Source organism: Sphingomonas sp. FW306-05-A (assembly GCF_058782275.1).
Map to the genome: position 1 here is coordinate 23,508 of NZ_JBYSXN010000004.1, position 22,195 is coordinate 45,702.

The 22,195-nt window shown below is 62.4% G+C and carries 18 protein-coding genes and 1 pseudogene; 3 read left to right on the plus strand and 16 right to left on the minus strand.

Annotated elements, in window-relative coordinates:
- Positions 1 to 1,271 precede the first annotated feature (1,271 nt).
- From AC3WJR_RS18060 to AC3WJR_RS18095, 8 genes are read right to left on the minus strand one after another with little or no spacing between them, the layout of a single operon-like run.
- Positions 1,272 to 3,818 carry an excinuclease ABC subunit UvrA gene (locus AC3WJR_RS18060; protein WP_492726746.1) on the minus strand — a complete coding sequence of 849 codons (2,547 nt, stop codon included), beginning with the start codon at positions 3,816 to 3,818 and terminating at the stop codon, positions 1,272 to 1,274.
- A gap of 52 nt (positions 3,819 to 3,870) precedes the next feature.
- Positions 3,871 to 4,728, minus strand: a complete 858-nt coding sequence (locus AC3WJR_RS18065) for an aldo/keto reductase (protein ID WP_492726748.1) — start codon at positions 4,726 to 4,728, stop codon at positions 3,871 to 3,873.
- Positions 4,725 to 5,042, minus strand: a complete 318-nt coding sequence (locus AC3WJR_RS18070; RefSeq protein ID WP_492726750.1) for a putative quinol monooxygenase — start codon at positions 5,040 to 5,042, stop codon at positions 4,725 to 4,727. Before AC3WJR_RS18070 ends, AC3WJR_RS18065 begins: the two co-directional genes overlap by 4 nt.
- Before the next feature lie 56 nt (positions 5,043 to 5,098).
- Entirely contained in the window at positions 5,099 to 6,196 is a 1,098-nt protein-coding gene (locus AC3WJR_RS18075; RefSeq protein WP_492726751.1) for a hypothetical protein, read from the minus strand.
- A gap of 28 nt (positions 6,197 to 6,224) precedes the next feature.
- Positions 6,225 to 7,388, minus strand: a complete 1,164-nt coding sequence (locus AC3WJR_RS18080) for a zinc-dependent alcohol dehydrogenase (protein ID WP_492726753.1) — start codon at positions 7,386 to 7,388, stop codon at positions 6,225 to 6,227.
- Between the two features lie 11 nt (positions 7,389 to 7,399).
- Positions 7,400 to 7,915 carry an SRPBCC family protein gene (locus tag AC3WJR_RS18085; protein WP_492726755.1) on the minus strand — a complete coding sequence of 172 codons (516 nt, stop codon included), beginning with the start codon at positions 7,913 to 7,915 and terminating at the stop codon, positions 7,400 to 7,402.
- On the minus strand, positions 7,912 to 8,502 hold the full coding sequence (locus AC3WJR_RS18090; protein WP_492726757.1) for a hypothetical protein: 591 nt from the start codon (positions 8,500 to 8,502) through the stop codon (positions 7,912 to 7,914). Before AC3WJR_RS18090 ends, AC3WJR_RS18085 begins: the two co-directional genes overlap by 4 nt.
- Before the next feature lie 11 nt (positions 8,503 to 8,513).
- Positions 8,514 to 9,689, minus strand: a complete 1,176-nt coding sequence (locus tag AC3WJR_RS18095; protein WP_492726759.1) for a zinc-dependent alcohol dehydrogenase — start codon at positions 9,687 to 9,689, stop codon at positions 8,514 to 8,516.
- A gap of 135 nt (positions 9,690 to 9,824) precedes the next feature.
- Here AC3WJR_RS18095 and AC3WJR_RS18100 point away from each other — a divergent pair, with 135 nt between their 5' ends.
- Entirely contained in the window at positions 9,825 to 10,409 is a 585-nt protein-coding gene (locus AC3WJR_RS18100; RefSeq protein WP_492726761.1) for a nitrogen regulation protein NR(II), read from the plus strand.
- A gap of 19 nt (positions 10,410 to 10,428) precedes the next feature.
- Complete coding sequence (locus AC3WJR_RS18105; RefSeq protein WP_492726763.1) at positions 10,429 to 10,866, plus strand: LysR substrate-binding domain-containing protein; 438 nt, start codon at positions 10,429 to 10,431, stop codon at positions 10,864 to 10,866.
- A 118-nt stretch (positions 10,867 to 10,984) separates the two neighbouring features.
- Here the strand turns inward: AC3WJR_RS18105 and asd are convergent, their stop codons facing one another.
- The 7 genes and pseudogenes from asd to AC3WJR_RS18140 form a co-directional block, all read right to left on the minus strand.
- Positions 10,985 to 11,836: an archaetidylserine decarboxylase gene (asd, locus tag AC3WJR_RS18110; protein WP_492726765.1), complete on the minus strand. Its 852-nt coding sequence runs from the start codon at positions 11,834 to 11,836 to the stop codon at positions 10,985 to 10,987.
- A gap of 346 nt (positions 11,837 to 12,182) precedes the next feature.
- The gene (locus AC3WJR_RS18115; protein WP_492726972.1) at positions 12,183 to 13,145 is read right to left on the minus strand and encodes a TonB family protein; all 963 of its coding nucleotides are present in this window, start codon (positions 13,143 to 13,145) and stop codon (positions 12,183 to 12,185) included.
- A 978-nt stretch (positions 13,146 to 14,123) separates the two neighbouring features.
- Entirely contained in the window at positions 14,124 to 14,915 is a 792-nt protein-coding gene (locus AC3WJR_RS18120) for an EAL domain-containing protein (RefSeq protein ID WP_492726974.1), read from the minus strand.
- 30 nt (positions 14,916 to 14,945) lie between these two features.
- Positions 14,946 to 16,073: pseudogene (locus AC3WJR_RS18125) on the minus strand (diguanylate cyclase domain-containing protein); the annotation flags it as partial.
- Positions 16,074 to 16,085: 12 nt separating this feature from the next.
- Entirely contained in the window at positions 16,086 to 16,253 is a 168-nt protein-coding gene (locus tag AC3WJR_RS18130) for a hypothetical protein (protein WP_492726767.1), read from the minus strand.
- 439 nt (positions 16,254 to 16,692) lie between these two features.
- Positions 16,693 to 16,941 carry an SGNH/GDSL hydrolase family protein gene (locus AC3WJR_RS18135; RefSeq protein ID WP_492726768.1) on the minus strand — a complete coding sequence of 83 codons (249 nt, stop codon included), beginning with the start codon at positions 16,939 to 16,941 and terminating at the stop codon, positions 16,693 to 16,695.
- 255 nt (positions 16,942 to 17,196) lie between these two features.
- Positions 17,197 to 17,838 carry a GDSL-type esterase/lipase family protein gene (locus tag AC3WJR_RS18140; RefSeq protein WP_492726770.1) on the minus strand — a complete coding sequence of 214 codons (642 nt, stop codon included), beginning with the start codon at positions 17,836 to 17,838 and terminating at the stop codon, positions 17,197 to 17,199.
- A 942-nt stretch (positions 17,839 to 18,780) separates the two neighbouring features.
- Between AC3WJR_RS18140 and AC3WJR_RS18145 the strand changes: the two genes are divergently transcribed.
- The gene (locus AC3WJR_RS18145) at positions 18,781 to 20,403 is read left to right on the plus strand and encodes a DUF5597 domain-containing protein (protein ID WP_492726771.1); all 1,623 of its coding nucleotides are present in this window, start codon (positions 18,781 to 18,783) and stop codon (positions 20,401 to 20,403) included.
- A 16-nt stretch (positions 20,404 to 20,419) separates the two neighbouring features.
- Here AC3WJR_RS18145 and AC3WJR_RS18150 read toward each other — a convergent pair whose 3' ends face one another.
- Complete coding sequence (locus tag AC3WJR_RS18150; protein WP_492726773.1) at positions 20,420 to 21,943, minus strand: tryptophan halogenase family protein; 1,524 nt, start codon at positions 21,941 to 21,943, stop codon at positions 20,420 to 20,422.
- Positions 21,944 to 22,195 lie beyond the last annotated feature (252 nt).

A 22,195-nucleotide genomic window follows, 5' to 3' on the forward strand; every position in this document is an offset into this window, starting at 1 on the left:
CAAAATATGACATGCATCTTTACCTAGCGCCGATACTAGCCTTAGTATCCTCTTGTGACAAAGTTGCCTCTCATGAACCGATACGTAATAAGTATACAGCAGAAATTGCTCGCATTTGCAGCGTTCCAGAGAGATCAGTGTTTATGGACACTTTTATGACACGGTCTTTAGGTAGGCCAATTGTCTCGTCAAATAACTTAACAGCCCCCATAGGGTCTAAGGCCCGTTCCTGCTTGTCACAGCAGGCAAATGCTAAAGGCATGGAATTGATTATATTTTAATACAAAATATAGTTTGTTGAAGCACGTTGATGGAGATTTGATGGGTTATTGAAACTGCGGCCGAACGTCGCAATCTGGGCGATAGCAGAAGGGCCGCTTCTCCTCCGGCACGGCTCCTCCTTAGCCCTGCTCGTAACTTCAACGGTGCCGTTTGAATGGGTGCCGTATGGTCCTCGTTGGCTAACACTTCAGCCGGACCTGACGAGAAAATCGGCAAGGATTTTATGCGTCATTTCCTGACGTAAAGAGGACCGACCTAGAGAGGTGCGCTGAGGATATACTCAAAAGACACCGGTGCTGCATCGATCAATCTCGTACTCTTTACAGGGGCGGGCAGGGGGGCTGTCGAGCATGGGTGCCCCGACGTAGATCTATCGGTGTCAGCGCATAAGACAGACGAAAGTGTACGTTTAGAGCCCTGTCGGAAAACCTCTAGATTTCGGCTTCCGCACAGTCGGCCAATACGACAGGGTTTGTCGATTATATCACGCGTAGATATGGACGCGCGTCAGTAGTCTTGGCAGCGACTGCCGAAAATGATGTGTTTTACGACGCGGGATCGCGGCAGCTTTCGACCAACTTAAGCCGTTCCCTGCTAGCGCGTGAACGGCGGGTCCTGCCGGAACCTGCCAGTCCCTTTCCCCAAGCGGCCCGGCAGCAGTGCCACGCGGGGCGGCAGGAGGATTGGCGCGGTCCTGAGTTTCTATTCGGCGCGTTTTCCTGCAAAAGGAAGCGCTTGCTGCAGCAGTTCGAGTAAGCGTCCGGACGCTGTACCTCTGGCATGGGTGCGCGAGCCGACGTCGCGAGCAAGCGCCTATATCCGCGCGTCGGGTCATTCGTGACGGTCGAAGATGCCCGCTCCGCGACAGGAGGGCGGCCTCCTCACAAGGGGACAGCCGATGACTCGCGTACTGCTCATCGGCGCAAGGGACGCATTATGTCCACGCTCGAGACTATCGCCTCGGGGCGCAAGATTGGCAGGCGAGCATCTCACGCCCCTGTCGCCACCGCTCCTCTATCAAGGGCGCGATCGAGATAGGGTGCGGTGCGGCTTGCCCGGCAGGCGGAGACCATCGCCGGCCGACCGCTGACGACGATCCGGCCGCCCTCGTCGCCCGCGCCGGGGCCGATATCGATCACCCAGTCGCTCGCCGCTGCGACCTTCATGTCGTGATCGACCAGGACGACGCTGTTGCCGACATCGACCAAGGCATGAAGCTGGCCGAGTAGACGCTCGACGTCGGTCGGATGGAGGCCGGTGGTCGGCTCGTCGAGGACGTAGAGGGCACCACCGCGTTGCGCGCGCTGGAGCTCGGTGGCGAGCTTTACTCGTTGCGCCTCGCCGCCGGAAAACTCTGTCGCGGGCTGGCCGAGACGGAGATAGTTGAGCCCGACCTCGCGCAGCACCTTTAATGACCGGCAGACATGGGGCGCGTCGTCGAAGAACGCCCACGCATCCTCGACGGTGAGCGCGAGCACCTCGGCGATGGTCTTGCCGCGATAGCGGATCTCGAGCGTCTTGGGGTTGTAGCGCGTGCCGTGACAGGTGGGACAGGGGGCGTAGACGCTGGGCAGGAAGAGCAGCTCCACCATGACGAAGCCTTCCCCCTCGCAGCGCGGGCAGCGCCCCTTGGCGACGTTGAACGAGAAGCGGCCAGCATCGTAGCGGCGCTTGCGGGCTTCGGGCGTGGCGGCGAACAGCGCGCGGACATGGTCGAACAGGCCCGTGTACGTGGCGAGGTTGGAGCGCGGGGTGCGGCCGATCGGCTTCTGGTCGACCTCGATCAGCCGCTTGATGCCTTCGAGACCACCGGCGATCCGGCCCTCAGTAGCATCGGCGGGGCGGTCCTCGAGCGCGGCTTCGGCGTCGGGTTCCTCCCCGGCAACGGCCGGGGCGCCCAGCGCAGCGCCGACCAGCTCGACCATCGCCTGGCTGATCAGGCTCGATTTGCCCGAACCCGAGATCCCGGTAACCGTGGTCATCACGCCGAGCGGGATCGCGCAATCGACCTGCTTCAGATTATTGCGCGAGATTCCCTCCAGCCGCAGCCAGCCCGTCGGCTCGCGCTGCCGGCTCGGCATGCCGCCACCTTCGTCGAACAGATGGCGCCTTGTCTCCGATGCCGCGACCTTGCGCAGGCCATCGATCGGCCCGCTGTAGAGGATTGTGCCGCCATGCTCGCCAGCGGCGGGACCGACATCGACGATCCAGTCGGCGCGGCGGACGACGTCCATCTCGTGCTCGACCACGAACAGCGAGTTGCCGACCGCCTTCAAGCCGTCCAGCGCGCGTAGCAGCGCTTCGGTATCGGCGGGATGGAGCCCGGCGGACGGCTCGTCCATCACATAGACGACCCCGAACAGGTTCGAGACGACCTGGGTCGCCAGGCGCAGCCGCTGCAGCTCGCCCGGCGACAGCGTGGGGGTGCTGCGTTCCAGCGTCAGATAGCCGAGGCCGAGATTGAGCAGCACCGAAAGCCGGCGGCACAGATCGCCGGCAATGCGCTCGACCACCAGTGCCTTTTCCGGGTGGGTCTTGCGCAGCGTCCTGAGCTTGCCGGCTTTCGCCTCGGCATAGGGCGCGAAGATCGTCGAGAAGCGTCCCATCGGCAGGCGGCTCATCTCCGCGAAGTCGAGGCCCTCGAAGCGGACCGACAGCGACTCTCGGCGCAGGCGCTTGCCGTCGCAGACCGGGCAGAGCCGGGCGATCATGAAGCGCGCCGCGCGCTTCTTCATCATCGCGCTCTGGGTGGTGGCATAGCTGTGGGTGACATGGCGTTTCGCGCTCGAGAAGGTGCCCATATAGGCGGGGTCGGTCTTGCGCCGGATCGCGCGCTGGATCTCGTCATGGGTCCAGCCGGGATAGACCGGGACCTGCGGCTGCTCCTCGGTGAACAGGATCCAGTTGCGCACCTTCTTCGGCAGGTCACGCCACGGCGTGTCGACGTCCACGCCGCGGCTGATCAAGATATCGCGCAAATTCTGGCCGCCCCACGCCATCGGCCAGGCGGCGACCGCACGCTCGCGGATCGTCTTTGAGGGATCGGGCACCATCGAAGACTCGGTCACCTCGTGGATCCGGCCGAGGCCGTGGCAGCGCGGGCAGGCGCCCTCTTGCGTGTTGGGAGAGAAGCTCTGCGCATCGAGATGCGCCTGGCCCGGCGGATAGTCGCCAGCGCGCGAATAGAGCATGCGCAGCAGGTTGGAGAGCGTGGTGACGCTGGCGACCGACGAGCGGGTGATCGGCGATCCGCGCTGCTGCTGCAGCGCCACCGCCGGTGGCAGGCCCTCGATCTCGTCGACCTCGGGTACTTCCATCTGGTGGAACAGGCGGCGCGCATAGGGCGAGACTGATTCCAGATAGCGGCGCTGGGCCTCTGCGTAGAGCGTCGAGAAGGCGAGCGACGACTTGCCCGACCCCGACACGCCGGTGAACACGACCAAAGCGTCCCGCGGTATGTCGACATCGACATTCTTGAGATTGTGCTCGCGCGCACCGCGAACGCGGACGAAGCCGGAGGCCTTGGTAACTGGCATGCGAACCTCCTGGTCTGTGATACGCCCGGGCGTTCAACACGGTTGCACGGAGCTACAGCATAGGCAGCCGCGACGGTTTCGGTCCGCGCGGGAACGCCGCGTCGATCCGGGCGAGCTCGGCCTGCGTCAGCCGCAACGCGCCGGCGCCGGCATTTTCGGTGGCGTGATCGATGCTGGAGGCCTTGGGGATCGCGAACACGTTCGGGTCCCGCACCAGGAAGCGAAGCGCGACCTGGCGCGCGGTGGCGCCATGGCCTGCGGCGATCTCCTCCAACACCCGGCCACCCGGCGTTCGCGGGCCGGGAAAATCGCCATGGCCGAACGGGCTATAGGCAGTCACCGCGACGCCGCGTTCGGCGCACCAAGGCAGCACGGCGTGCTCGATCGCCCGCTTACCGAGATGGTAAAGCAACTGGTTGCAGACGATCCGCCCAGCGCCGCCGGCTTTCCAGGCGGCCTCCAAGTCGGGCACGTCGAAGTTGCTGACGCCCCAGGACAGAATCTTGTCCTGTTCGCGCAGCCGCTCGAAACCGGCAAAGGTTTCCTCGAGCGCATGCGAGCCGGGCCAATGCAGCAGGTAGCAATCGAGCCGGTCCGTCCCGAGCCGCGCGAGCGAGCGCTCGCACGCCGCCACGGTCCCGCGGCGGGAGGCGTTGCTGGGGAGCACCTTCGACACGAGGAAAACCTCGTCCCGCCGCCCCGCGATCGCCTCGCCGACCACGAGTTCGGCGTCGCCGTACATCTCGGCCGTGTCGATATGAGTCATGCCGAGATCGAGGCCGCGGCGAAGCGCAGCCACAGCCGTCGGCCGGTGCGCGTCGTCTATGTACCAGCTGCCCTGGCCGATCACCGCGACGTCGCGTTGCGCGGTGCCGAATGGGCGGCGCTCGATCCGCGGCGCATCCATCATTCCGGCACCTGGCCGCTTTCACCGGGCAGCTTGTAAGCGAGGACATGGCCGTGTTCGATCTTGGGCATGCCTTCAAGCAGTTCGGGGGTGCGCAGGACCAGAGCGCGGCCGACCTTGCCTGCGAGGTGGGCGAGGCGTCCTGCATTGTTCGGAAAGGTGTCGAAAATCGCGAAGTCGTGATCGCCGAAACGCAGCGCATACCAGGTGGTGGTATTGGGTTCCTCCAGCACGGCCGCGAGCCCGTCGCGGAGGAAGGCTTCGACCTCGTCGCCCTTCCCGTCCTTGGCGGTGAGGCGGACGAACAGCGCTTTCACAACGGGTGCCGTGTGTTGGTCAACCATGAGTTAGGTCCTTTAACGCGGTTTTGCGTTCACGAGGCAGGATCATTCGGGGCATCCGACTGGGTCGCGATAGACCGCCGGTCGATCTCTGGCATCGCGTATCCCAAGGTCGGCGCAACGCGCGTGACGAGCGGTTCCCATTGCTGGCGCGCGGCGACATACGCGTCGACCCCATCCGTCCCCACCGCGATCCCGGCGCTCGCAAGGGTTTGCGTCGCGGCAAGATAGCTCTGGCGAAGGCGCCAGGCGTCGGCAGCGTCATCGCCGCCGCGGGTCGTGGGGAAGTTCAAGTCGAGCGTCTTGAGCAGCATCGTGGCACCGCGGCGTATCGCGGCTACCGGGGCGGAGCCCGTGACGCTGCCATAGCGCCGCCGATCGAGCGCCGTCTCGATCAGCGTGGTCGCGTCGAGCAGGACGAAGCAAAACCGCGATACGGCGTAGTGCGGCTCCTCGAAGCGGAAGTAGAAGAGCAGCGGGTAGAAATGGTGCGCTTCCTTGGTCGCGGCGAGCGAACGGACGATATTGCCCAGTTCGCCCGTCACGTTCGCTGGATCGCCTTCGGGCATGAGCCGCGCCAGCATCACCGCTGCGTCGCCGGTGCCATCGGTCATCAGGTCTATCGAGAGCGCCAGCGCGTTGCGTTCGCGCAATCCCGAATAGACCTGGACGAGATAGCTCAGCACCAGCGACAGCACCGACGCGCCGATCAGCGAGTTCGTCAGGAACAGCAGCCGCGTGCCGCTCGTATGCGGCGAGAAGTCGCCGCCGCCGACGATCGACAGGCTGTTGCCGGCGACGACCAGCGCGGTGACGAAGTCCCGCGGCGCTTCGCCGCTGGAGGGGCGGATCGCGGTACCGAGCTCGGGCTGGACGATGAGCGCCGCGCCCACCGTCAGACCCATCGCCCAGAAGCCGATCAGCGACACGACGATGAGCGGGCCGGCCAGCGATAGCAAAGTGCCGCGGCGCCTGCCGAGCAGGTTCGCTAGGCCGTGGAGCAGCGCCCATATTCCGCGGTTCCAGCGAGGCGCCATCAGCCCCGAGCCGGCGCGGGCGTACAGCACCGTCAGGAAGACATCGGTGAGGAACAGCAGCATCACCGCCGCGCCGAGGACCTGTTCGATCATCATGACCAGGCTCGGGTCCGCGACCTCTTCACGGCATGAAGACGGCGCGAAGACAGCCGTCCTCCTTGTGCTTGAACATGTGATAGCCCGTCGGACTATCCTCGAGCGAGAAGCGATGCGTGGCCAGGGCGGCAGGCGTGAGTTCGCCGCGCAGGGCATGCTCGAGAAGGCGCGGCACATAGGCCTGGCCATGTTGCTGCGCCGTTCGGACCGTGACGCCCTTGTTCATCAGGAGACCCAGCGGGAATTTATCCATGAGGCCGTAGACGCCGAGGATGGAGAGCGTGCCGCCCTTGCGCACCGCGAGCATCGCCTGACGCAAAGCCGTGCCGCGATCGGTCTCCATGTAGAGAGCCTGTTTCACCCGGTCGTAAGCGCCCTGTAGTCCGGTGCCGGCGGCCTCCATCCCGACCGCGTCGATGCACGCGTCGGGGCCGCGTCCGCCGGTCAGTTCCTTCAGCGCCTCGATCACGTCAACCTTGGTGAAGTCGAGCGGGATGGCGCCGAACGCTGCCGCCTTGGCGAGCCGCTCGGGATATTGGTCGATCGCGATCACGCGTTCTGCGCCGAGGATCATCGCCCCCTGCTGCGCCATCAGGCCGACGCCGCCGCACCCCCAGACCGCGATCACGTCGCCGCGCTGGATGTTGCAGAAGTCCGCGCCCATGAACCCGGTCGGCGCGGCGTCCGAGATGAACAGCGCGTCCTCGTCGGCGAGGCCGTCGGGGACGATGAAACAATCCGTGTCGGCGAACGGCACGCGGACATATTGGGCGTGCGACCCCGCATAGCCGCCGAAGGCGTGGGAATAGGCGTAGATGCCGGCGGTCGGATAGCCGAGCAGCGGCTCCTGCAGCTCCGGCTTGGGATGGCTGGTGTCGCAGAGCGAATAGAGGTCGTGCTGGCAATACCAGCATCGGCCGCAGGCGATGAACGACGGCACGACGACGCGGTCGCCCCGCTTCACCTTCGTCACTTCGCGGCCGACATCGACGACCTCGCCCATGAACTCATGACCGAGGACGTCGCCCTCGCGCATCGTCGGGATCAGGCCGTCGATCAGGTGCAGGTCCGACCCGCAGGTGGTGGTGAGGCGGACCTTCAGGATCACGTCCTGCGGGTTCAGGATCTCGGGGTCGGCGACCGTCTCGACGCGGAGGTCGTTGACGCCGTTCCAGCAGAGTGCGCGCATCGGCTTTGCTCCTAGCGATCGGTCCCGTCGTGGCGGGCGGCGGGTTGCGGATCGGTGGTGGGGATCTCGCCGGTCAGTGCGAGCGCACGGAACTTGTAGAGCGCCGTGCGCACGATCTCGCCTGGAACGATGTGGAAGAGCTTGCTGACGGCCTCGCCGACGACTCCGCCGGGGGGATCGAAGCGCACCGCCAGATGCAGCTCGGTGCCGCGATCGCCCGGCGACGGCCGGAAGGCGAGGTCGCCGGTGTTCGGGACGTCGGCGCCGTCCCGTGACGTCCACCGGATCTGGTCCGAGCCGGACTCGACGGTGTCGGTGCACCACCGGTATTCGCCGCCCGCCGGGCCGCGGGCGACCCAATCGGCGGAGTGGGGATCGCGTGCTGTCACCTCGGCGAAATGGGCCCAGATGCGCGACTGCGTCCTCGGATCGAGCCAGAGCGTGCGAAGCTCATCGGCCGGTCGGTCGATCGTGATCGCCGCGCGCGCTGCCGCCGCGAGGTCGGGTTCGGAGGCGGCGCCGGTCATGACGCGAGCGCGGGTAGCGCGTCCGCGACCGTGCCTTCGGCGCGGTAATCGGGCGGGATATCGAAGTCCTGCCGGGCGAGGCCGCGCGACGCCTGTGCACCGCGCGGGAAGCCCGAGCGATCAGAATAGTCGCGATCCGCACTGCCGGGATCGCGGCGGTGCGCGGCCTTGACGCCGGCAAAAGCGACGAAATCGAGCAGCGTGATTCCTGCCACCATCGCGGTCGCGATCGCGGCATTGCGCCGCTTGGGATTGTCGCGATGCAGCGCGGTCGCCAGCGTGCCGAGGTCGAGCGCGTCGCCGCCGATCCGGGCGGCAAGCCCGATCGGCTTGTCGATCGACAGCGTCGGGATCGCGCTGGCCAGTTCGCGCGCGCCATAGGCGCGGATCAGGCCTTCCTTGTCGTCGAGGCCGAGCGTACGCGAGATGCGTCCGGGGGCCACGAGTTCGGTGACGCCGAGGCCGATAGAGAACCAGCCCAGCGCGCGGGCGAGGCGGTCGGCCCCGCTCAGCGAGCTGGGACCCTTGCGCTCGACGCGGGGATCGCCCTCCGACCGCGCGATTCCGGTGATGTTGGTAAGTGGCATGGGTGCCTCCTTCAGGGCTGGAGCATGACCTTGATGCAGCCGTCCGCCTTGTCGCGGAACGTCGCGTACATTTCGGGACCTTTGGACAGGTCGACCTTGTGCGTGATCACGAACGAGGGATCGATCTGCCCGTCCTCGATCCGGCGGAGGAGATCGCCCGTCCAGCGCGGGACGTGCGCCTGCGCCATGCGGAAGGTCAGGCCCTTGTTCATCGCCATGCCCATCGGGATCTTGTCGACGAGGCCGAGATACACGCCGATGATCGAGATGACGCCGGCGGGGCGGCAGACGAAGATCATCTCGCGCAGCACATGCGGGCGGTCGGTCTCCGCCATCAGCATCTGCTTGGCGCGATCGAGCATCGTATCGGGCTGCCCGAAGCTGACATGGCTCTCGGTCCCGACCGCATCGATGCATTTGTGCGGGCCGAGACCGCCGGTCAGCTCGTTCAGCCGCTCGACAACGCTTTCCTCGTCGAAATTGATCGTGATCGCACCGGCCGCCGCCGCCATCGACAGCCGCTCTGGCAGATGGTCAATCGCGATGACCTGCTCGGCGCCCAATAGGATCGCCGAGCGGATCGTCATCTGGCCGACGGGGCCGCAACCCCAGACCGCGACGGTGTCGCCGGGCTGGATGTCAGCCTGCACGGCGGCCTGCCAGCCTGTGGGCAGGATGTCGGAAAGGAAAAGGAGCTTCTCGTCGTCGATTCCGTCCGGCACCTTGATGTGCGTGGTGTCGGCGAACGGCACGCGGAGGTATTCCGCCTGACCTCCCGGATAGCCCCCGGTCAGGTGAGTATAGCCGAAGAGCCCTGCGGTCCGGTGGCCGAACGCCTTGTCGCCCAGCTCGCCCTTGCGGTTGGTCCGCTGGCAGACCGAGAAGTTGCCGCGCCGGCACTGGTCGCAGTCGCCGCACTGGATGGTGAAGGGGATGACGACGCGGTCGCCCTTTTTGAGCGATCCCTTCGCCCCGCTGCCGACCTCGACGACTTCGCCCATGGTCTCGTGGCCCATGATGTCGCCGGGCATCATCGCGGGAACAAGATTGTGGAACAGATGCAGGTCCGACCCGCAGATTGCACAACTCGTGACCTTGATGATCGCGTCGCGGGGATCTTCGATCGTCGGATCGGACACCGTGTCGTACCGGATGTCCTCCTTGCCGTGCCAGACCAGGGCTTTCATGCCGTCCTCCTCGTTGGATGGCACCGACCTATGTTTCATGAAGTTTTGGTCACATACGGACGATCCCTAGGGAACCTTCCTGTGTTGCGACGTGCTGCTTTATCGCTGGCAACCCGCCCGCGGGAGGGGCGTTACGTGTCGAAGGACCGTTTGCATGTTGAGCATGCGCTAGAGGCCTCGACCCGCGGCAGTGTGGAGCGCGCATTGCGCGACGAGCGCCTGCTGTTTGCGTCCGTACTTACGAACCTGCCGCTGGGAGTCGGCGTTTACGATCGCCGTGGCGAACTCCTTCACTCGAACGAGTCCCTGCGTGCCTATGGCGACCTGAGCCGACTACCATCGCTCGAACCCGTCGAAACGCGGCGCTGGCGGGGCTACGATGCCAACGGCCGCTTGATCGGGCCGAACGACTATCCGGGCGCACGTGCGCTGCGCGGGGAGCGCGTCATACCGGGGATCGATTTCCTCTACGACTCCGGCGTGGCGCGGGAACGCTGGATACGCGTCAGCGCGGTTCCCTTCCGTCGTGAGGGGGCGGACGGCGGTGAGGCGATATTGGTCGTGCAGGATGTCGACGATCTTAAGCGCGCCAGCGAGCGTATCGAAGCGGCGCGGGCGGAGCTCGCCAGCCAGTCGCGGTTCTTCGAGGCGACGCTGTCCTCGATTCCCGATTATGTCTACGCGTTCGACCAGCAGCGACGCTTCGTCTATCCGCTATGACGAGCGCCTAGACCAAGACATGATTGCCGTACCGATCGGGCCGCGCGTACAGCGTTTTGCGACGGCCGCTTCACCGGCCTATTTGAGCGCTCATGGACGCCCGAGCCATCCGCGCGACTTGCTCTCTCATGCCTGCCTTCGCGGTCGGTTTACGAGCGGCGCTTTGACGAGCCCTTGGGAATTTGAGCGTGAAGGGGAGATCGTACGAATAGAGCCACAAGGTCCTTTGATTGCCAGCGTCGCGGCCGCGGCCGATCTCCTTGTCGACGTCGCTGTTGCGGGTGGCGGCATCATTTTCCTGTTTGAAGACTGGCTTCGACCGGCGATCGATCGCGGCGTGTTGGAGCCGGTGCTGCCAGACTGGTGGCAGACGTTTTCGGGACCATTCCTCTACTATTCCGGCCGCCGCCTGGTGCCCCCGCCGCTTCGGGCCTTTCTCGATTTCATTTACAACTAGAAGTTTGAGGCTTTAGGGACCGACCGCCTGAACGGACGTCCGGTTTCAGAGCGCGGAGATCTTGTTGAGAATGACCGCTTCTGGGTGTTTCTCTCTTAGCCAAGGGGGCACAACAAGCTCAGGCTGCGCGCTGGCCCATCAGTTCGCCTAAGCGCACATTCCGGTCTGGCGTCCAGTCTTCATTGAACGCGATGGCGCCCTGCTTCCACAGCATCACGATTGTCGAACCCAAGAGAAAGCGGCCCATTTCCTCGCCCTTCTTCAACAGGATGTCCTGGTCAGTATATGTCCACTCTGACGTCCTGTTGGTGCGCTTCGGATTGACCACACCGTGCCATACAGTCGCCATGCTTCCGACGATGGTGGCTCCAACCAGCACCATCACGAACGGGCCATGCTCCGCCGAATCAAAGACGCACACCACGCGTTCGTTGCGCGCAAACAGGTTCGGCACGCCGCGTGCTGTGACAGGGTTTACGGAAAAAAGCTTCCCCGGCACGTAGATCATGCGCGAAAGCTTGCCATCGCAGGGCATGTGTAGGCGGTGGTAATCCTTGGGAGACAGGTACAGGTTTGCGAAGCTGCCATGGCGAAACTGACTGGCCAGTACGGCGTCACCGCCAACAAGCTGCGTCGTGCTGAACCGATGCCCCTTCGCTTGTAGCATGTGCTGGTCATCAATGGAGCCGAACTGGCTAATCGCGCCGTCGACTGGACAGACGAAGTCGGCAGCCGCGACTGGGCGTAAACCTGCTTTAAGGGGACGGGTGAAGAAGTCGTTGAAGCTCTGGTAGCTCTTAATGTCCGCATCTGCCGCTTCACTCATGTCTACGGAATATCTGCCCACGAACCAGCGGATGAGCCGCGTTGTCATTGCACCGCCGTGCGCTCCGGCGATGCGACCTGCCAGTGTGGTGAGGCGCTGCTTCGGCAGGATGTATTGGAGCAGGACCGGCAGGCGATCAGACATCAGAACCTCAGAGCTTCGACATCATCCTTGTAGGGGTATGAACCGTCAGTCGACATAGGGAATTCGCATGCGAACGATGAGGCGTCTTGATCGCCAGGAGTGGACCGGCTGAGCGCCGAAAACGCCATCGTCTCAAGCTGAACGAATGGCCGAAGTTTGGAGACGGGTAGGGCACACTGAGTGGCCGCAAGCGGGTCTTTCTAGCCGTGAAGCTGCCGTTCCACTGGAGCCCACATACGGAAACCTGGCCCGGCTAATTCGGGTCTAACGTGTCGACGATAGGCCTGCGCAAATTTGGCATCCTGGCCATCCGTCGCGATACGATTCGGCAAGCGCATTCGCAAGCCTAGCTCGCAGGTCCGCGTTGCAATATGTGGCCGTGCTCCTGTTGCTTGTCATCTCCGTCAGCCGGCTTTGGGGGCGGCTTGACGATCCACCGAATAGGAATACCAACCCAGGCTTCGTCAACAGGCTTGCCGTTCCGACGCGGCGGATAGACACGAAAAATGCGTGACGCGGCGACAGCCGCGGCGCCATAGCCCAACCCGGCTGCGCTCTCAGCGACAACTCTACAGTCGTGGACGCGCTTCGAGAGCTGCACTCTGCACGCTATGATTGCCACGCCGGACTTGTGTTCTGCAATAGCCTCAGGCGGTATGAAACGCCTGAGAGCGTCATCCGATGGTTTCCACACCCAGTTAGCCTTGTTGAGAACAAGCGTTATTTCCGAACCGTCGCCGTCGCCGTCGCCTCGGCCTTGACCCATTCCCCTCCCACCGCTCGCGCCCGCGGAAAGTGCTTTCCCGCCGCTATCAGGATCTGGCGCTGACAGGGGCGACTCATTTGCCACGGCTACTCGGGCGTGCTCGAGCGCTATCGGCACCAGGGAAGTAGCAGCAACATGAGCAGGCGCATCGGCCCGCTTCGTCAGCGCCGGCTTATGCGATGGACGAAGACTTTGGCGACGTTGCTGACCGCCAGCCTTTACATTCGTTGCCGGTTGCTTAAACCGCACAGGTGAAGGCTTCAACGATGGTAGTGTCGGTAAGGGAAGAAGAGAAACGGTCAGGACGGGGTTGCTTGTGATTCTGCTTGTGGGCCGAGCCGTGGGCTGCATCACAAGCCAAAACAATAAACCCATCACAAGAAGGCTTATACATGACGCCTTACTACGGCGCACAAACTGCTCTCGCTTTGACCCGCCAAAAGACAATTGGCCGTCAAGTCCAGACAAAGCTAGCCCTTCTCTTTCACTAAATGCCGGTTTGCAAGCGGGCATATCGCTAACGTTGTCCGCTAAAACACTCATTAATGCAATATCTTGCTTGGAGTTGGCCTCGGTTTTGAGGCGGCCATGACATTGCAAGAAGCAAGGCGTTTTTATCCCCGGTTGCGAAGGAACCGCCCGACTGCAGACGTTCTGATCATGACAACGAGGTTATTAGACAACGTTTCGACAGGCAGCTTTTAGATAGCAATGCGATCCGGCGGGAAACACCGATTTGCAGACATTACGCATCCGAGTACCATGCCCCTACGGGGGCGAGTCACATGAGGCGTTTGTTGTCGACGGCGGTGGGAATGGCGCTGATAGCCCTGCCGCCGTCTCCGCTGCATACTCACGACAATCCAAGCCTTTTCGATGTCTTCAGCATTCGCGCAACCACTGGAGGCTACTACCTCCGTACGGTCTCTCCAAAAGGAGATCGGATTAACGCCACATGTCAGTCAATTCGCAAAGGCACATGGGACTTTGCCGTAGAGGTTTATCCCGCCGCTAGTGCGACTGTGAAATATCAGGCATCACCCGCCCTTAACTTGTCCGGAACCGGGTATACCCACTCCGGGCCCAGGGCCACAATTATTTCCTTTGGACTGCCCCCAACTCTGCGGCGTTTGCGCTATTCCTACAACGGGTGAGCGGTATGGGATGGGGTCAGAACTTCGTGTCCCGTGACCTCAACGTCGACTTCCAAAGCCACGGATCAGACGACGCTGGGACAATCGCCGCTTTCGCGCACCTCTGCCGCTTACCGGGGGCCTCGCCCAACGCCTACTGAGAGACCGCGCACACCCAAACGTCCGCTTTCCACCAATCCGGTCATTGATGATGGAAGATCAGGAGCCAAAGGGGTCAGCGGCGAAATGAAAGAATATCTGATATTGGGGAGCTGGGAAGGGCGCACGAATGTCCGGGTTTGCGTCTCGTTACATTACGGAAGGATGTCTGCTTGCATCGGCTTCATCGCAGTAGCGTTCCACTTCTTTGATGGCTTTGGACGCGCCATTACGCGGCAACGGCAAGAAACTTGATCGCTTCATCCGCGGGCATGGGCCTGCCAAACAGGTAGCCTTGCGCATGGCTACAGTTTCGCGTGCGCAAATAGGCCGCCTGCTCCGCGGTCTCCACGCCTTCGGCTACGACATCAATGCCAAGCTGATTTGCCAGTCCCAGCACCGCGTTTACGATCGCAGCATCGCCAGGATCTGTTAGAAGGTCTGCGACGAAACTGCGGTCAATCTTAATGACGTCAACGGGGTATTCTCGCAGGTGTTTGAGTGAGGCGTAGCCTGTGCCGAAATCGTCCAGCGCGACGGTGACCCCGGCATTGTGGAAGGAGGCTAATGTGTCTCCGACGCTCTCTGCGCCGCGGCCGAGGAACACACTTTCGGTTACCTCGAGCTCAAGCAGCGTCGCGGGTAGCCCGTGGCTATGTAGCTGACCCATGATGCGGTCGAACAGATCCTCGCGACGGAACTCGGCCGGCGACAGGTTCAGCGCCACGCGCGTCAGCGTTAGGCCGTTGTCGCGCCAGCGCGTAAGGTCAGCGCAAATCCGTTGCAACATCCGCTCACCAAGGGACGTAGCTGCTGTTAGATCGTCAAATGCGGCAGCGATCGTGTCAGGCCCCTGAATACCCAGTGTGTCGTGTTGCCAGCGTAGCAGCGCTTCGAAGCCCGACAGAGCACCGTCGCTCAGCCTGACTTTCGGTTGATAGAAGGGCATCACCCGATCATCGTGTGCGATTATTCGGGCTACGGAAAGCATTGATGTGCGGCGCTGCATGTTCGCACGCATCTCCGGACGAAAGTGCGAGAGTTCGCCACGCGCGCTCGCTTTACCGGCGTAAAGCGCGAGGTCAGCCGTCTTTAGCAGATCGCTCGCGCTGTGCCCGTCCTGTGGGTAACAGGCTATACCCGCCGTTGCTTGGCACTCGAGCGTGATCGAGTCGGCCAAGACCGGTTCGCGGAGCGCGCGAAGCGCAAGTCGAATGCGATCCTCCGCCGGTTTACTTAGCGAGCCTTCTACAATCGCCGCGAACTCATCCCCGCCCAGGCGCGCCACAATTGCGTCGTCGCCGAGGGCCGTAACTAGCCGGTCGGCGACGGCACGCAGAAGCAGGTCACCGCCGTCATGCCCGACTGTGTCGTTAATTTCTTTAAAATGGTCGACGTCGAACAAAGTGAGCGTGAGCCCTGCTGCGTCCGACAGATCCGCTCGTTCGATCGAGTCCTCGAGCAAGCGGTTGAAGGCGGCGCGGTTGGTAAGCTTGGTCAGATGGTCGTGTTCAGCCGCCCAGCGGATGCGCCGCTCTGCCGTAAGCTGCTCGGTGACATCTCGGACGGTAACTAAGATGCGTTCTATCCGCCCGTTCGCCGCTTTAACTCGCCAGCCACTCGTCTGCATCCAGCGAAGCTCGCCATCGTTGGCGCGGTGGATGCGGACCGTCAACTCGAAGCGAGGCTGAGTGTCGCCGTAGCTGATTGAGTCGACAAGCTGTTGTAAGATCGGTCGGTCCTCCGGAACGACCAAGGCGAGCGCGGTGGCAGGCTCTGCCGGCACATCTGGGGCGAGGCCGATCAGTGCTCGGAATACGTCCGACCAGAGGCGACGGCCAAGCAGGGCGTCGTAGTCCCAGATGCCGATGCCCGCCGCCTCTGCGGCTAAACGGAAACGCTCTTCGCTTGCGAGCAACGCAGTCTCGGCCCGCTTTCGATCGTCGATATCCTCCAACGTCCCGAACCAGGCAAGCACCGCCCCGTCGTGATCGAAGCGGGGTGACGCACAGGAGCGGAACCAGCGATAACCGCTGGACGTCCGCAGCCGATAGTCGACGTCTATCGACGATGCCGTCTCGAGCGCCAAGCGCCATGCGCACATGGTTCGCTCCACGTCGTCTGGGTAGAGTGCGTCAAGCCAGCCGCTATCTAGCGCTTTGGTGACATCGATGCCGGTAACCTCCGCCCATCATGCGCTGACGGTACGGATGGCGCCGCTTGCATCTGCGCTCCAACTGATATGTTGTGCCATCTCCACGCTGGTGCGGTAGTGATCGGCTTCTTGCTGTACGGCAGCAAGCGTATCTAGCAAAGGCCACGAGGTGGCGAGCGGCTTCGATGCGGCATCGTGCTTCATACTTGCCGCTGTATCCGCCTAGCTCTTAGCCTGCCCAACCCCGCCCAACCCGTCCGAAACATCGTGATGAACTGCGTGATCGACATATGCACACCAACGCTTTCTACTTGGTTAGCGCAAGCCAAGCGTACCGCCAAAAAACGAGCGAAACATTAGACATAGGTCTAATATCTGCGAGAATCTTGAGCGGTCGACAACCAATCCTGCTGATTGGAATGGAGCAGGGTTTGGGACGGCTACAGCGTTGCCAAAGAAGATATCGAGCAACGCGGTAACTATTACCCGACAAGCTATCTCCGCTTATAGCGTTATAGCCGGCATCGTTCGAGTGAAGCTTATCACCTTCGCTAAAACGTGCGGCAATTTTCGGGGGGTCGGCTCTGTCGGCGACGGACGACGCGAAGTCGATAACGCCGTCGAAGGCGCCCTAACTTTGTATTCATCTGTTGAGCGCCTGCCGCACCACTTCGCCCTGCTCGCCCGCGTAACCCGCGTCCTTGTATGGGGTGAGCGTGGCACCGATCACGCGGATGCCGCGCTCATGCGCGCGCTCGATGATCTGCTTGTCCGCTGCAATCAGCGCGTCGGCCGTTACCGGGTCGCTTGGCCCACGGGGGCTGAAGCTGCGGCCGATGTTGTCGATGCCCTCAAGCAGGATTACGGCCTTGACGCCGGGCACGCCCAGCACGTCTCTGTCAAACCGTGCCAGTGCATTAGGACCGGCACCATAGCCGAGCAGACGATTGCCTCAAATTCCTGAATTCTCAGCACCGCCCAGGGTTGTTTCCCCGGTCGCTCCGCCAGCCGCTCCGCCAACCGATCGGTCCAGCCACGAAAGGCGTTGTTGGTTGAACCATAGCCCTCGGTGATCGGGTCGCCTAGCGCGACGATGACGTTCGTGGGTTGGGTGGACGCAACTTCGACCTGGGTAAGGCAAGAACAGTTATGGGTTTTTCAACCCAATGAACGCTTGCTCTATCGCCGCTTCCGCCACCGGTGTCATCCGCGCATATCCGGCGGCGAGAGGATGTATGCCGTCGTCGGTTAGATCATGGCGTAGAAGTCCAGATCGGTCGACTACCTGTGCGTAATAATCGGCATAGCCGTAGCCGCGGGTCGCGCAGAAACGTCGAAGCCAAGCGTTTAGAGTGCGCAACGCGACGGGGTTGCGCTCGTTAAGCACGTTCCTTGCGCTGTCGGTATAGTTGTTGACCGGCAGCAACGAGGCGAACACCAGCTTGATGTCATGACGATCGGCCAGATCGGCCATGGTCTCCCAATTGGTCTCGATCTGCTCGGGCGTCTCTTGCTGAAGAAAGCCCTGTAGGTCGTTGATCCCTGACAAGATCACCACCACGCTTGGCTGTAATGCAACGACGTCTTGGTGAAAGCGCAGGACCATTTGCGCAGTCACTTGGCTGCCGATGCCCCGGTTCACATAGGGCTTGCCGGGGAAGCTTGCCGCTAAGTTCCAGCGATCGGTGATCGAATCGCCAAGGAATACCACGCGGCGCTCGCCGGCTTTCGGCGGGGGCAACGCGCGGTTCGCTGCGGCATAGATGTAGCGCTCGCCGAAATCCTGCATTAAGCTTGGCACGGAACGGCTTAAGCCATGGGCCCCAGTCCTTGTCCTTTGCCGCTGTTCGCTCCGGCGAACTCTGACAGATAGGGGTGGTGGGTAGCCCGGCCGTACCCTGAGCAAAAGCGGCGTTGCTGGCGCTGAGCAGGATCGCCATTAGCGCGGGCATTACTCCCGAAGATTGTATTCCGCCGTCAAGGGATATGGGCGCCGCAACGGTCAGCTCAAGCATGGATCAAATCCCTTCATTAACCGCCGTAACATTATCCATCGTCGGCTTAAACCGGTCCGACGGCAAGTACACAACCGCCGCTTCGCTGGCGCTGAACGAACAGCTGATATCAGGGCAGCCCCTGGGGACTGCTAATTGCCCGCTAGCGGGCCCTGCCAGCAGCAAGGCGGCCAGTCGGCCAGCTTTCAATCGTGGACGGTGCTGCGCGCGAGACATTGCCCCACAGTTGCCACCTGCGGCGTTTCCCTTCGCATACCTAATCTGCTCGAACAATGGTGCGTTACCTTATCGATCTAAGGCGCATCAGGTCATGGGCCGAACGTTGCGCAGAGTTGTGGTAACCCTCGATCTGCGGTTTTGCATTGCGACAGGATTCCCAGCGTTGCAGTGACGACGAGCATCTGTAGGCTTAGCGGTTCAGTCCTCGTGCGGCTCTCGGCGGCAGTTTGCCCTGCTCAGCCATGCGCCTTGTCAGTTGACGCCTTGCCGCCCGCCGGCCACATGTGTTTACCCATGAGCAATTGCTTCACCAGTGCATCGCTAGAGCGCTGCAGTCAGACGTACGGAATCACCATTGCTGCTCGCAAACGGTGCAGCCATGGGTCACATTGACGCGGTACTAAAGCGAAGCGTGTCCTACGTAGAGAGATGGTTGCCCACGAAAGTGAACACGTTCGCGATCATGTAGGGAACCTAGGAACAGGAGAGAACACGTCATGACAACCGCATCGCGCACTACGGCGTCGCTAGCAGTATTTGCGGGGTTGATGCTTGCTGTGACGCCGGTATTTGGGCAGTCGACCGAGGTTCCCCACATCGTTTCCAAGAACGGTCGTCACGCGCTGATAGTGGATGGCGCGCCGTTCCTGATACTTGGTGCGCAGGTCAATAATTCAAGTAATTACGCCGCTGCCTTGCCTAAGGTATGGCCGACCGTTGACCGGATCCATGCTAACACGGTCGAGGTGCCAATCGCTTGGCAGCAGGTCGAGCCGGTTGAGGGGCGGTTCGACTACAGTATTGTCCAGGCGCTGCTCGATCAGGCGCGGGCGCACGGCAAGCGGCTCGTGCTGCTGTGGTTCGGGGCGTATAAAAACACCGCGCCGGGGTATGTGCCCGACTGGGTCAAGGAGAATAACAGCCGCTTTCCCCGTATGAAAAAGCCGGACGGGACGGACCATTATGTCCTGTCGCCGCATGCACGCACGACTTTAGAAGCGGACAAGCGGGCGTTTGTGGGCTTGATGACGTATCTGCGCGATCACGATCAGCAGAACACGACGATCCTCGTGCAGGTTGAGAATGAAACCGGCAGCTACGGCGTGCCGCGCGATTTCGGTCCGGCCGCGCAGAAGCTATTTGTCGCGCCTGTGCCCGCTGGGCTAGGGCGCAAGGGGACGTGGGCGCAGGCTTATGGCACCCAGGCGGATCGCGCGTTCAACACTTGGTACACTGCGGCATATTGCAACGTGCTGGCGGAGGCAGGGAAGGCAATTAAGCCGTTGCCGATGTACGTTAACGCAGCGCTCGCTGACCCCTTCAAGGTGCCGGAGCCAACCGCAGTGGCGAGTGGCGGACCACAACAGGACGTGGTCGAAATCTGGAAGGCGGCCGCGCCCGCGATCGATTTTGAAGCGCCTGATATTTATGAACGAAAGAGCGCCAACGTGTTCGCTTACCTCGACGCATATCGCCGACCCAATAACGCGTTGGCGGTGCCCGAGATCGGCAATGCGGCGGAATATGCCCGGTATGCTTGGGCCGCGTTCGGGCGTGGGGCAATCGGGTTCGCGCCGTTCGGGATGGATGACACGGGTTTCTATAATTATCCGCTCGGCGCAAAGACGCTCGACAATGCGACACTTGATGCCTTCGCGACGCCGTACCGCCTGTTTGCCGGGATGCAGCGTGACTGGGCCAAGATCGCGTTCGAGCATCCGACCTGGGGCAGTGCCAAGCCGGACGACGGGTCGCCGCAATCGACGACAATGGGCGGCTGGACAATCAAAGCAAGCTACGGCGAGTGGCAGTTCGGGCACCGCACCGACACCTGGATCGCTTCCGTGCCGCCCGCCTGGGCCGCCGAAGCGGTAGGCGGTGCGGTGGTCGCGCACATCGCGCCGAACCAGTATCTCGTCGCCGGCGATCACGTCCGCCTCGATTTCACTCCTGGTGCCGGCGCACCAAAAAATGCGATAATCCTACGGGTTGAAGAAGGGCGGATGGTTGACGGCACTTTCGTCGTCGACCGCGTATGGAATGGAGACCAGACCGATTACGGTCTGACGTTTATCGATCGCCCGGTGCTGTTGCGCGTGACAACGGGGCAATATCGCTAGTCAGGGTCGATCCGCCTCAAGGCGTTGGCGCAGCGCAAGTTGCGGTGATGAAGGCGGCATGGTCCGGCATCGCCGCCACGCCTTGTGCAATCGCGTTGCGTATGCGGGGCAGGAGGGCAGCGAGGCGCTCGCTTTGAAGCGTGGCGAGCGGATCAGGCAGATCCGGGGTAAGGCCTTGTCCCTCCATCACCGCGATCCAGCTTGGCTCCAGGAACAGATCGAGCTCGGCCGGGAAGAAGCGCCCGCGACTGCGGTACAGGTCTATCCGCGCCGACAGCGTATCAGGGATCGTCATCGTACGGCAATGTCGCCAGAAGGGGGAATCGTCGCGTGCGGTGGCGTGATAGTGCAGCACTAGGAAATCGCGGATCCGTTCATATTCTAGCGCAGTGGTACGGTTGTAATAGTCCACGTCCGGCGCGGCGAAGGCACGGTCGGGGAACAGCGCGAGCAGCCGCGTGATCGCCGATTGAACTAAATGCAGACTTGTTGATTCGAGCGGCTCAAGAAAGCCGGCCGACAGTCCGATTGCGAGCACGTTGCGGTTCCACGCCTTACGCCGACGCCCGGTTGTGTACCGCAACCGTCGCGCGTCGGCGAGCGGTGTTCCTACAACGCTCGCACGCAACTGAGCCTCTGCGGAGTCGGCATCTAAAAAGGCGCTGCAAAAGACATGGCCGTTACCGGCGCGATGCTGCAACGGAATCCGCCATTGCCATCCCGCGGTTTCCGCGATCGATCTGGTATATGGCAAAGGTGCGCCAGTCCGGGTGGTGGGCAATGCAATTGCGCTGTCGCACGGCAGCCAGTGGCGCCAGTCCTCATATCCGGTTGCCAGCGCCTCTTCGATCAACAGGCCTCGAAGCCCCGAACAGTCAATGAAAAAGTCGGCATCAAGCGAACGCCCGTCGGCGAACGTTACGCCCGCCACGTCTCCGTTCGCGCTGCGATTAACATCAACGACGACGCCTTCCAGTCGCACCACTCCGTCCGCTTCAGCGCGGTCGCGCAGGAAGCGGGCGTAACGACCGGCATCGAAGTGGAACGCGTAGCTGATGTTCGAGAGCGTGTTGCGCGGGTCCGGGCTGGGTCGGCAGAACTTGCCGGCGGCTGCGGCCATTGCGGGCAGGCTGTAGGTGGCGAGTGACCCTGCGGACGCGGGATCGCGCCGTGCCAGCGCATGCCAATAACTATGGAATGGCAGGGGGCCGATGTCCGCGCCGAACCGGCCGAACGGGTGAAAATAGCGCGTCCCCGGTGTTTCCCAGTTCTCGAATTGGATCCCCAGCTTGAAGGTAGCGCCCGTCGCGCGGATGAACGCGTCCTCCTCGATCCCGAGCAAGGCGTTGAACTGTCGGATCGGCGGGATCGTTGCCTCACCAACGCCCACTGTGCCAATCGCGTCCGATTCGACTAGCGTGATCCGGCACGAGCCGCGCGGCAGCGTCCGCGCAAGCGCAGCGGCAGTCATCCACCCGGCCGAGCCTCCGCCGACGATCAAGATCGAGCGGATTGGCGTATTGGGAGCGGCAAATGTCATCAATACATCTCGCATGGCGGCAGTGGGACCACTGGGCCGTACGTACAACGACCGGTCCGTTTGACTGTTTATATATGAACTCTATGAGCACCTATCCACAAAAACATTGACCACGCTGTCAACGGAGGGTAGCGAGCCGGCTACGAGACCTTTTCGACACTGTGGTGAAGCGAGAGAGGCTCATTCGGGGAGGGGATTGGCATGTGCCGGCATCTTTTCCTGCTGATCGATTTACCCTGCGTATGCGGGGGT

What these genes read in the sequence shown, in the direction of transcription:
- AC3WJR_RS18085 (WP_492726755.1), bottom strand. Translation starts at nt 7,915, where the DNA reads ATGACCGGCGCCGCCTCCGAACCCGACCTCGCGGCGGCAGCGCGCGCG.
- asd (WP_492726765.1), bottom strand. Translation starts at nt 11,836, where the DNA reads ATGTCTGATCGCCTGCCGGTCCTGCTCCAATACATCCTGCCGAAGCAG.
- AC3WJR_RS18060 (WP_492726746.1), bottom strand. Translation starts at nt 3,818, where the DNA reads ATGCCAGTTACCAAGGCCTCCGGCTTCGTCCGCGTTCGCGGTGCGCGC.
- AC3WJR_RS18090 (WP_492726757.1), bottom strand. Translation starts at nt 8,502, where the DNA reads ATGCCACTTACCAACATCACCGGAATCGCGCGGTCGGAGGGCGATCCC.
- AC3WJR_RS18145 (WP_492726771.1), top strand. Translation starts at nt 18,781, where the DNA reads ATGACAACCGCATCGCGCACTACGGCGTCGCTAGCAGTATTTGCGGGG.
- AC3WJR_RS18150 (WP_492726773.1), bottom strand. Translation starts at nt 21,943, where the DNA reads ATGACATTTGCCGCTCCCAATACGCCAATCCGCTCGATCTTGATCGTC.
- AC3WJR_RS18080 (WP_492726753.1), bottom strand. Translation starts at nt 7,388, where the DNA reads ATGCGCGCACTCTGCTGGAACGGCGTCAACGACCTCCGCGTCGAGACG.
- AC3WJR_RS18140 (WP_492726770.1), bottom strand. Translation starts at nt 17,838, where the DNA reads ATGCAGGATTTCGGCGAGCGCTACATCTATGCCGCAGCGAACCGCGCG.
- AC3WJR_RS18120 (WP_492726974.1), bottom strand. Translation starts at nt 14,915, where the DNA reads ATGCGTGCGAACATGCAGCGCCGCACATCAATGCTTTCCGTAGCCCGA.
- AC3WJR_RS18115 (WP_492726972.1), bottom strand. Translation starts at nt 13,145, where the DNA reads ATGAGTGTTTTAGCGGACAACGTTAGCGATATGCCCGCTTGCAAACCG.
- AC3WJR_RS18095 (WP_492726759.1), bottom strand. Translation starts at nt 9,689, where the DNA reads ATGAAAGCCCTGGTCTGGCACGGCAAGGAGGACATCCGGTACGACACG.
- AC3WJR_RS18130 (WP_492726767.1), bottom strand. Translation starts at nt 16,253, where the DNA reads ATGAAGCACGATGCCGCATCGAAGCCGCTCGCCACCTCGTGGCCTTTG.
- AC3WJR_RS18105 (WP_492726763.1), top strand. Translation starts at nt 10,429, where the DNA reads ATGATTGCCGTACCGATCGGGCCGCGCGTACAGCGTTTTGCGACGGCC.
- AC3WJR_RS18065 (WP_492726748.1), bottom strand. Translation starts at nt 4,728, where the DNA reads ATGATGGATGCGCCGCGGATCGAGCGCCGCCCATTCGGCACCGCGCAA.
- AC3WJR_RS18075 (WP_492726751.1), bottom strand. Translation starts at nt 6,196, where the DNA reads ATGATCGAACAGGTCCTCGGCGCGGCGGTGATGCTGCTGTTCCTCACC.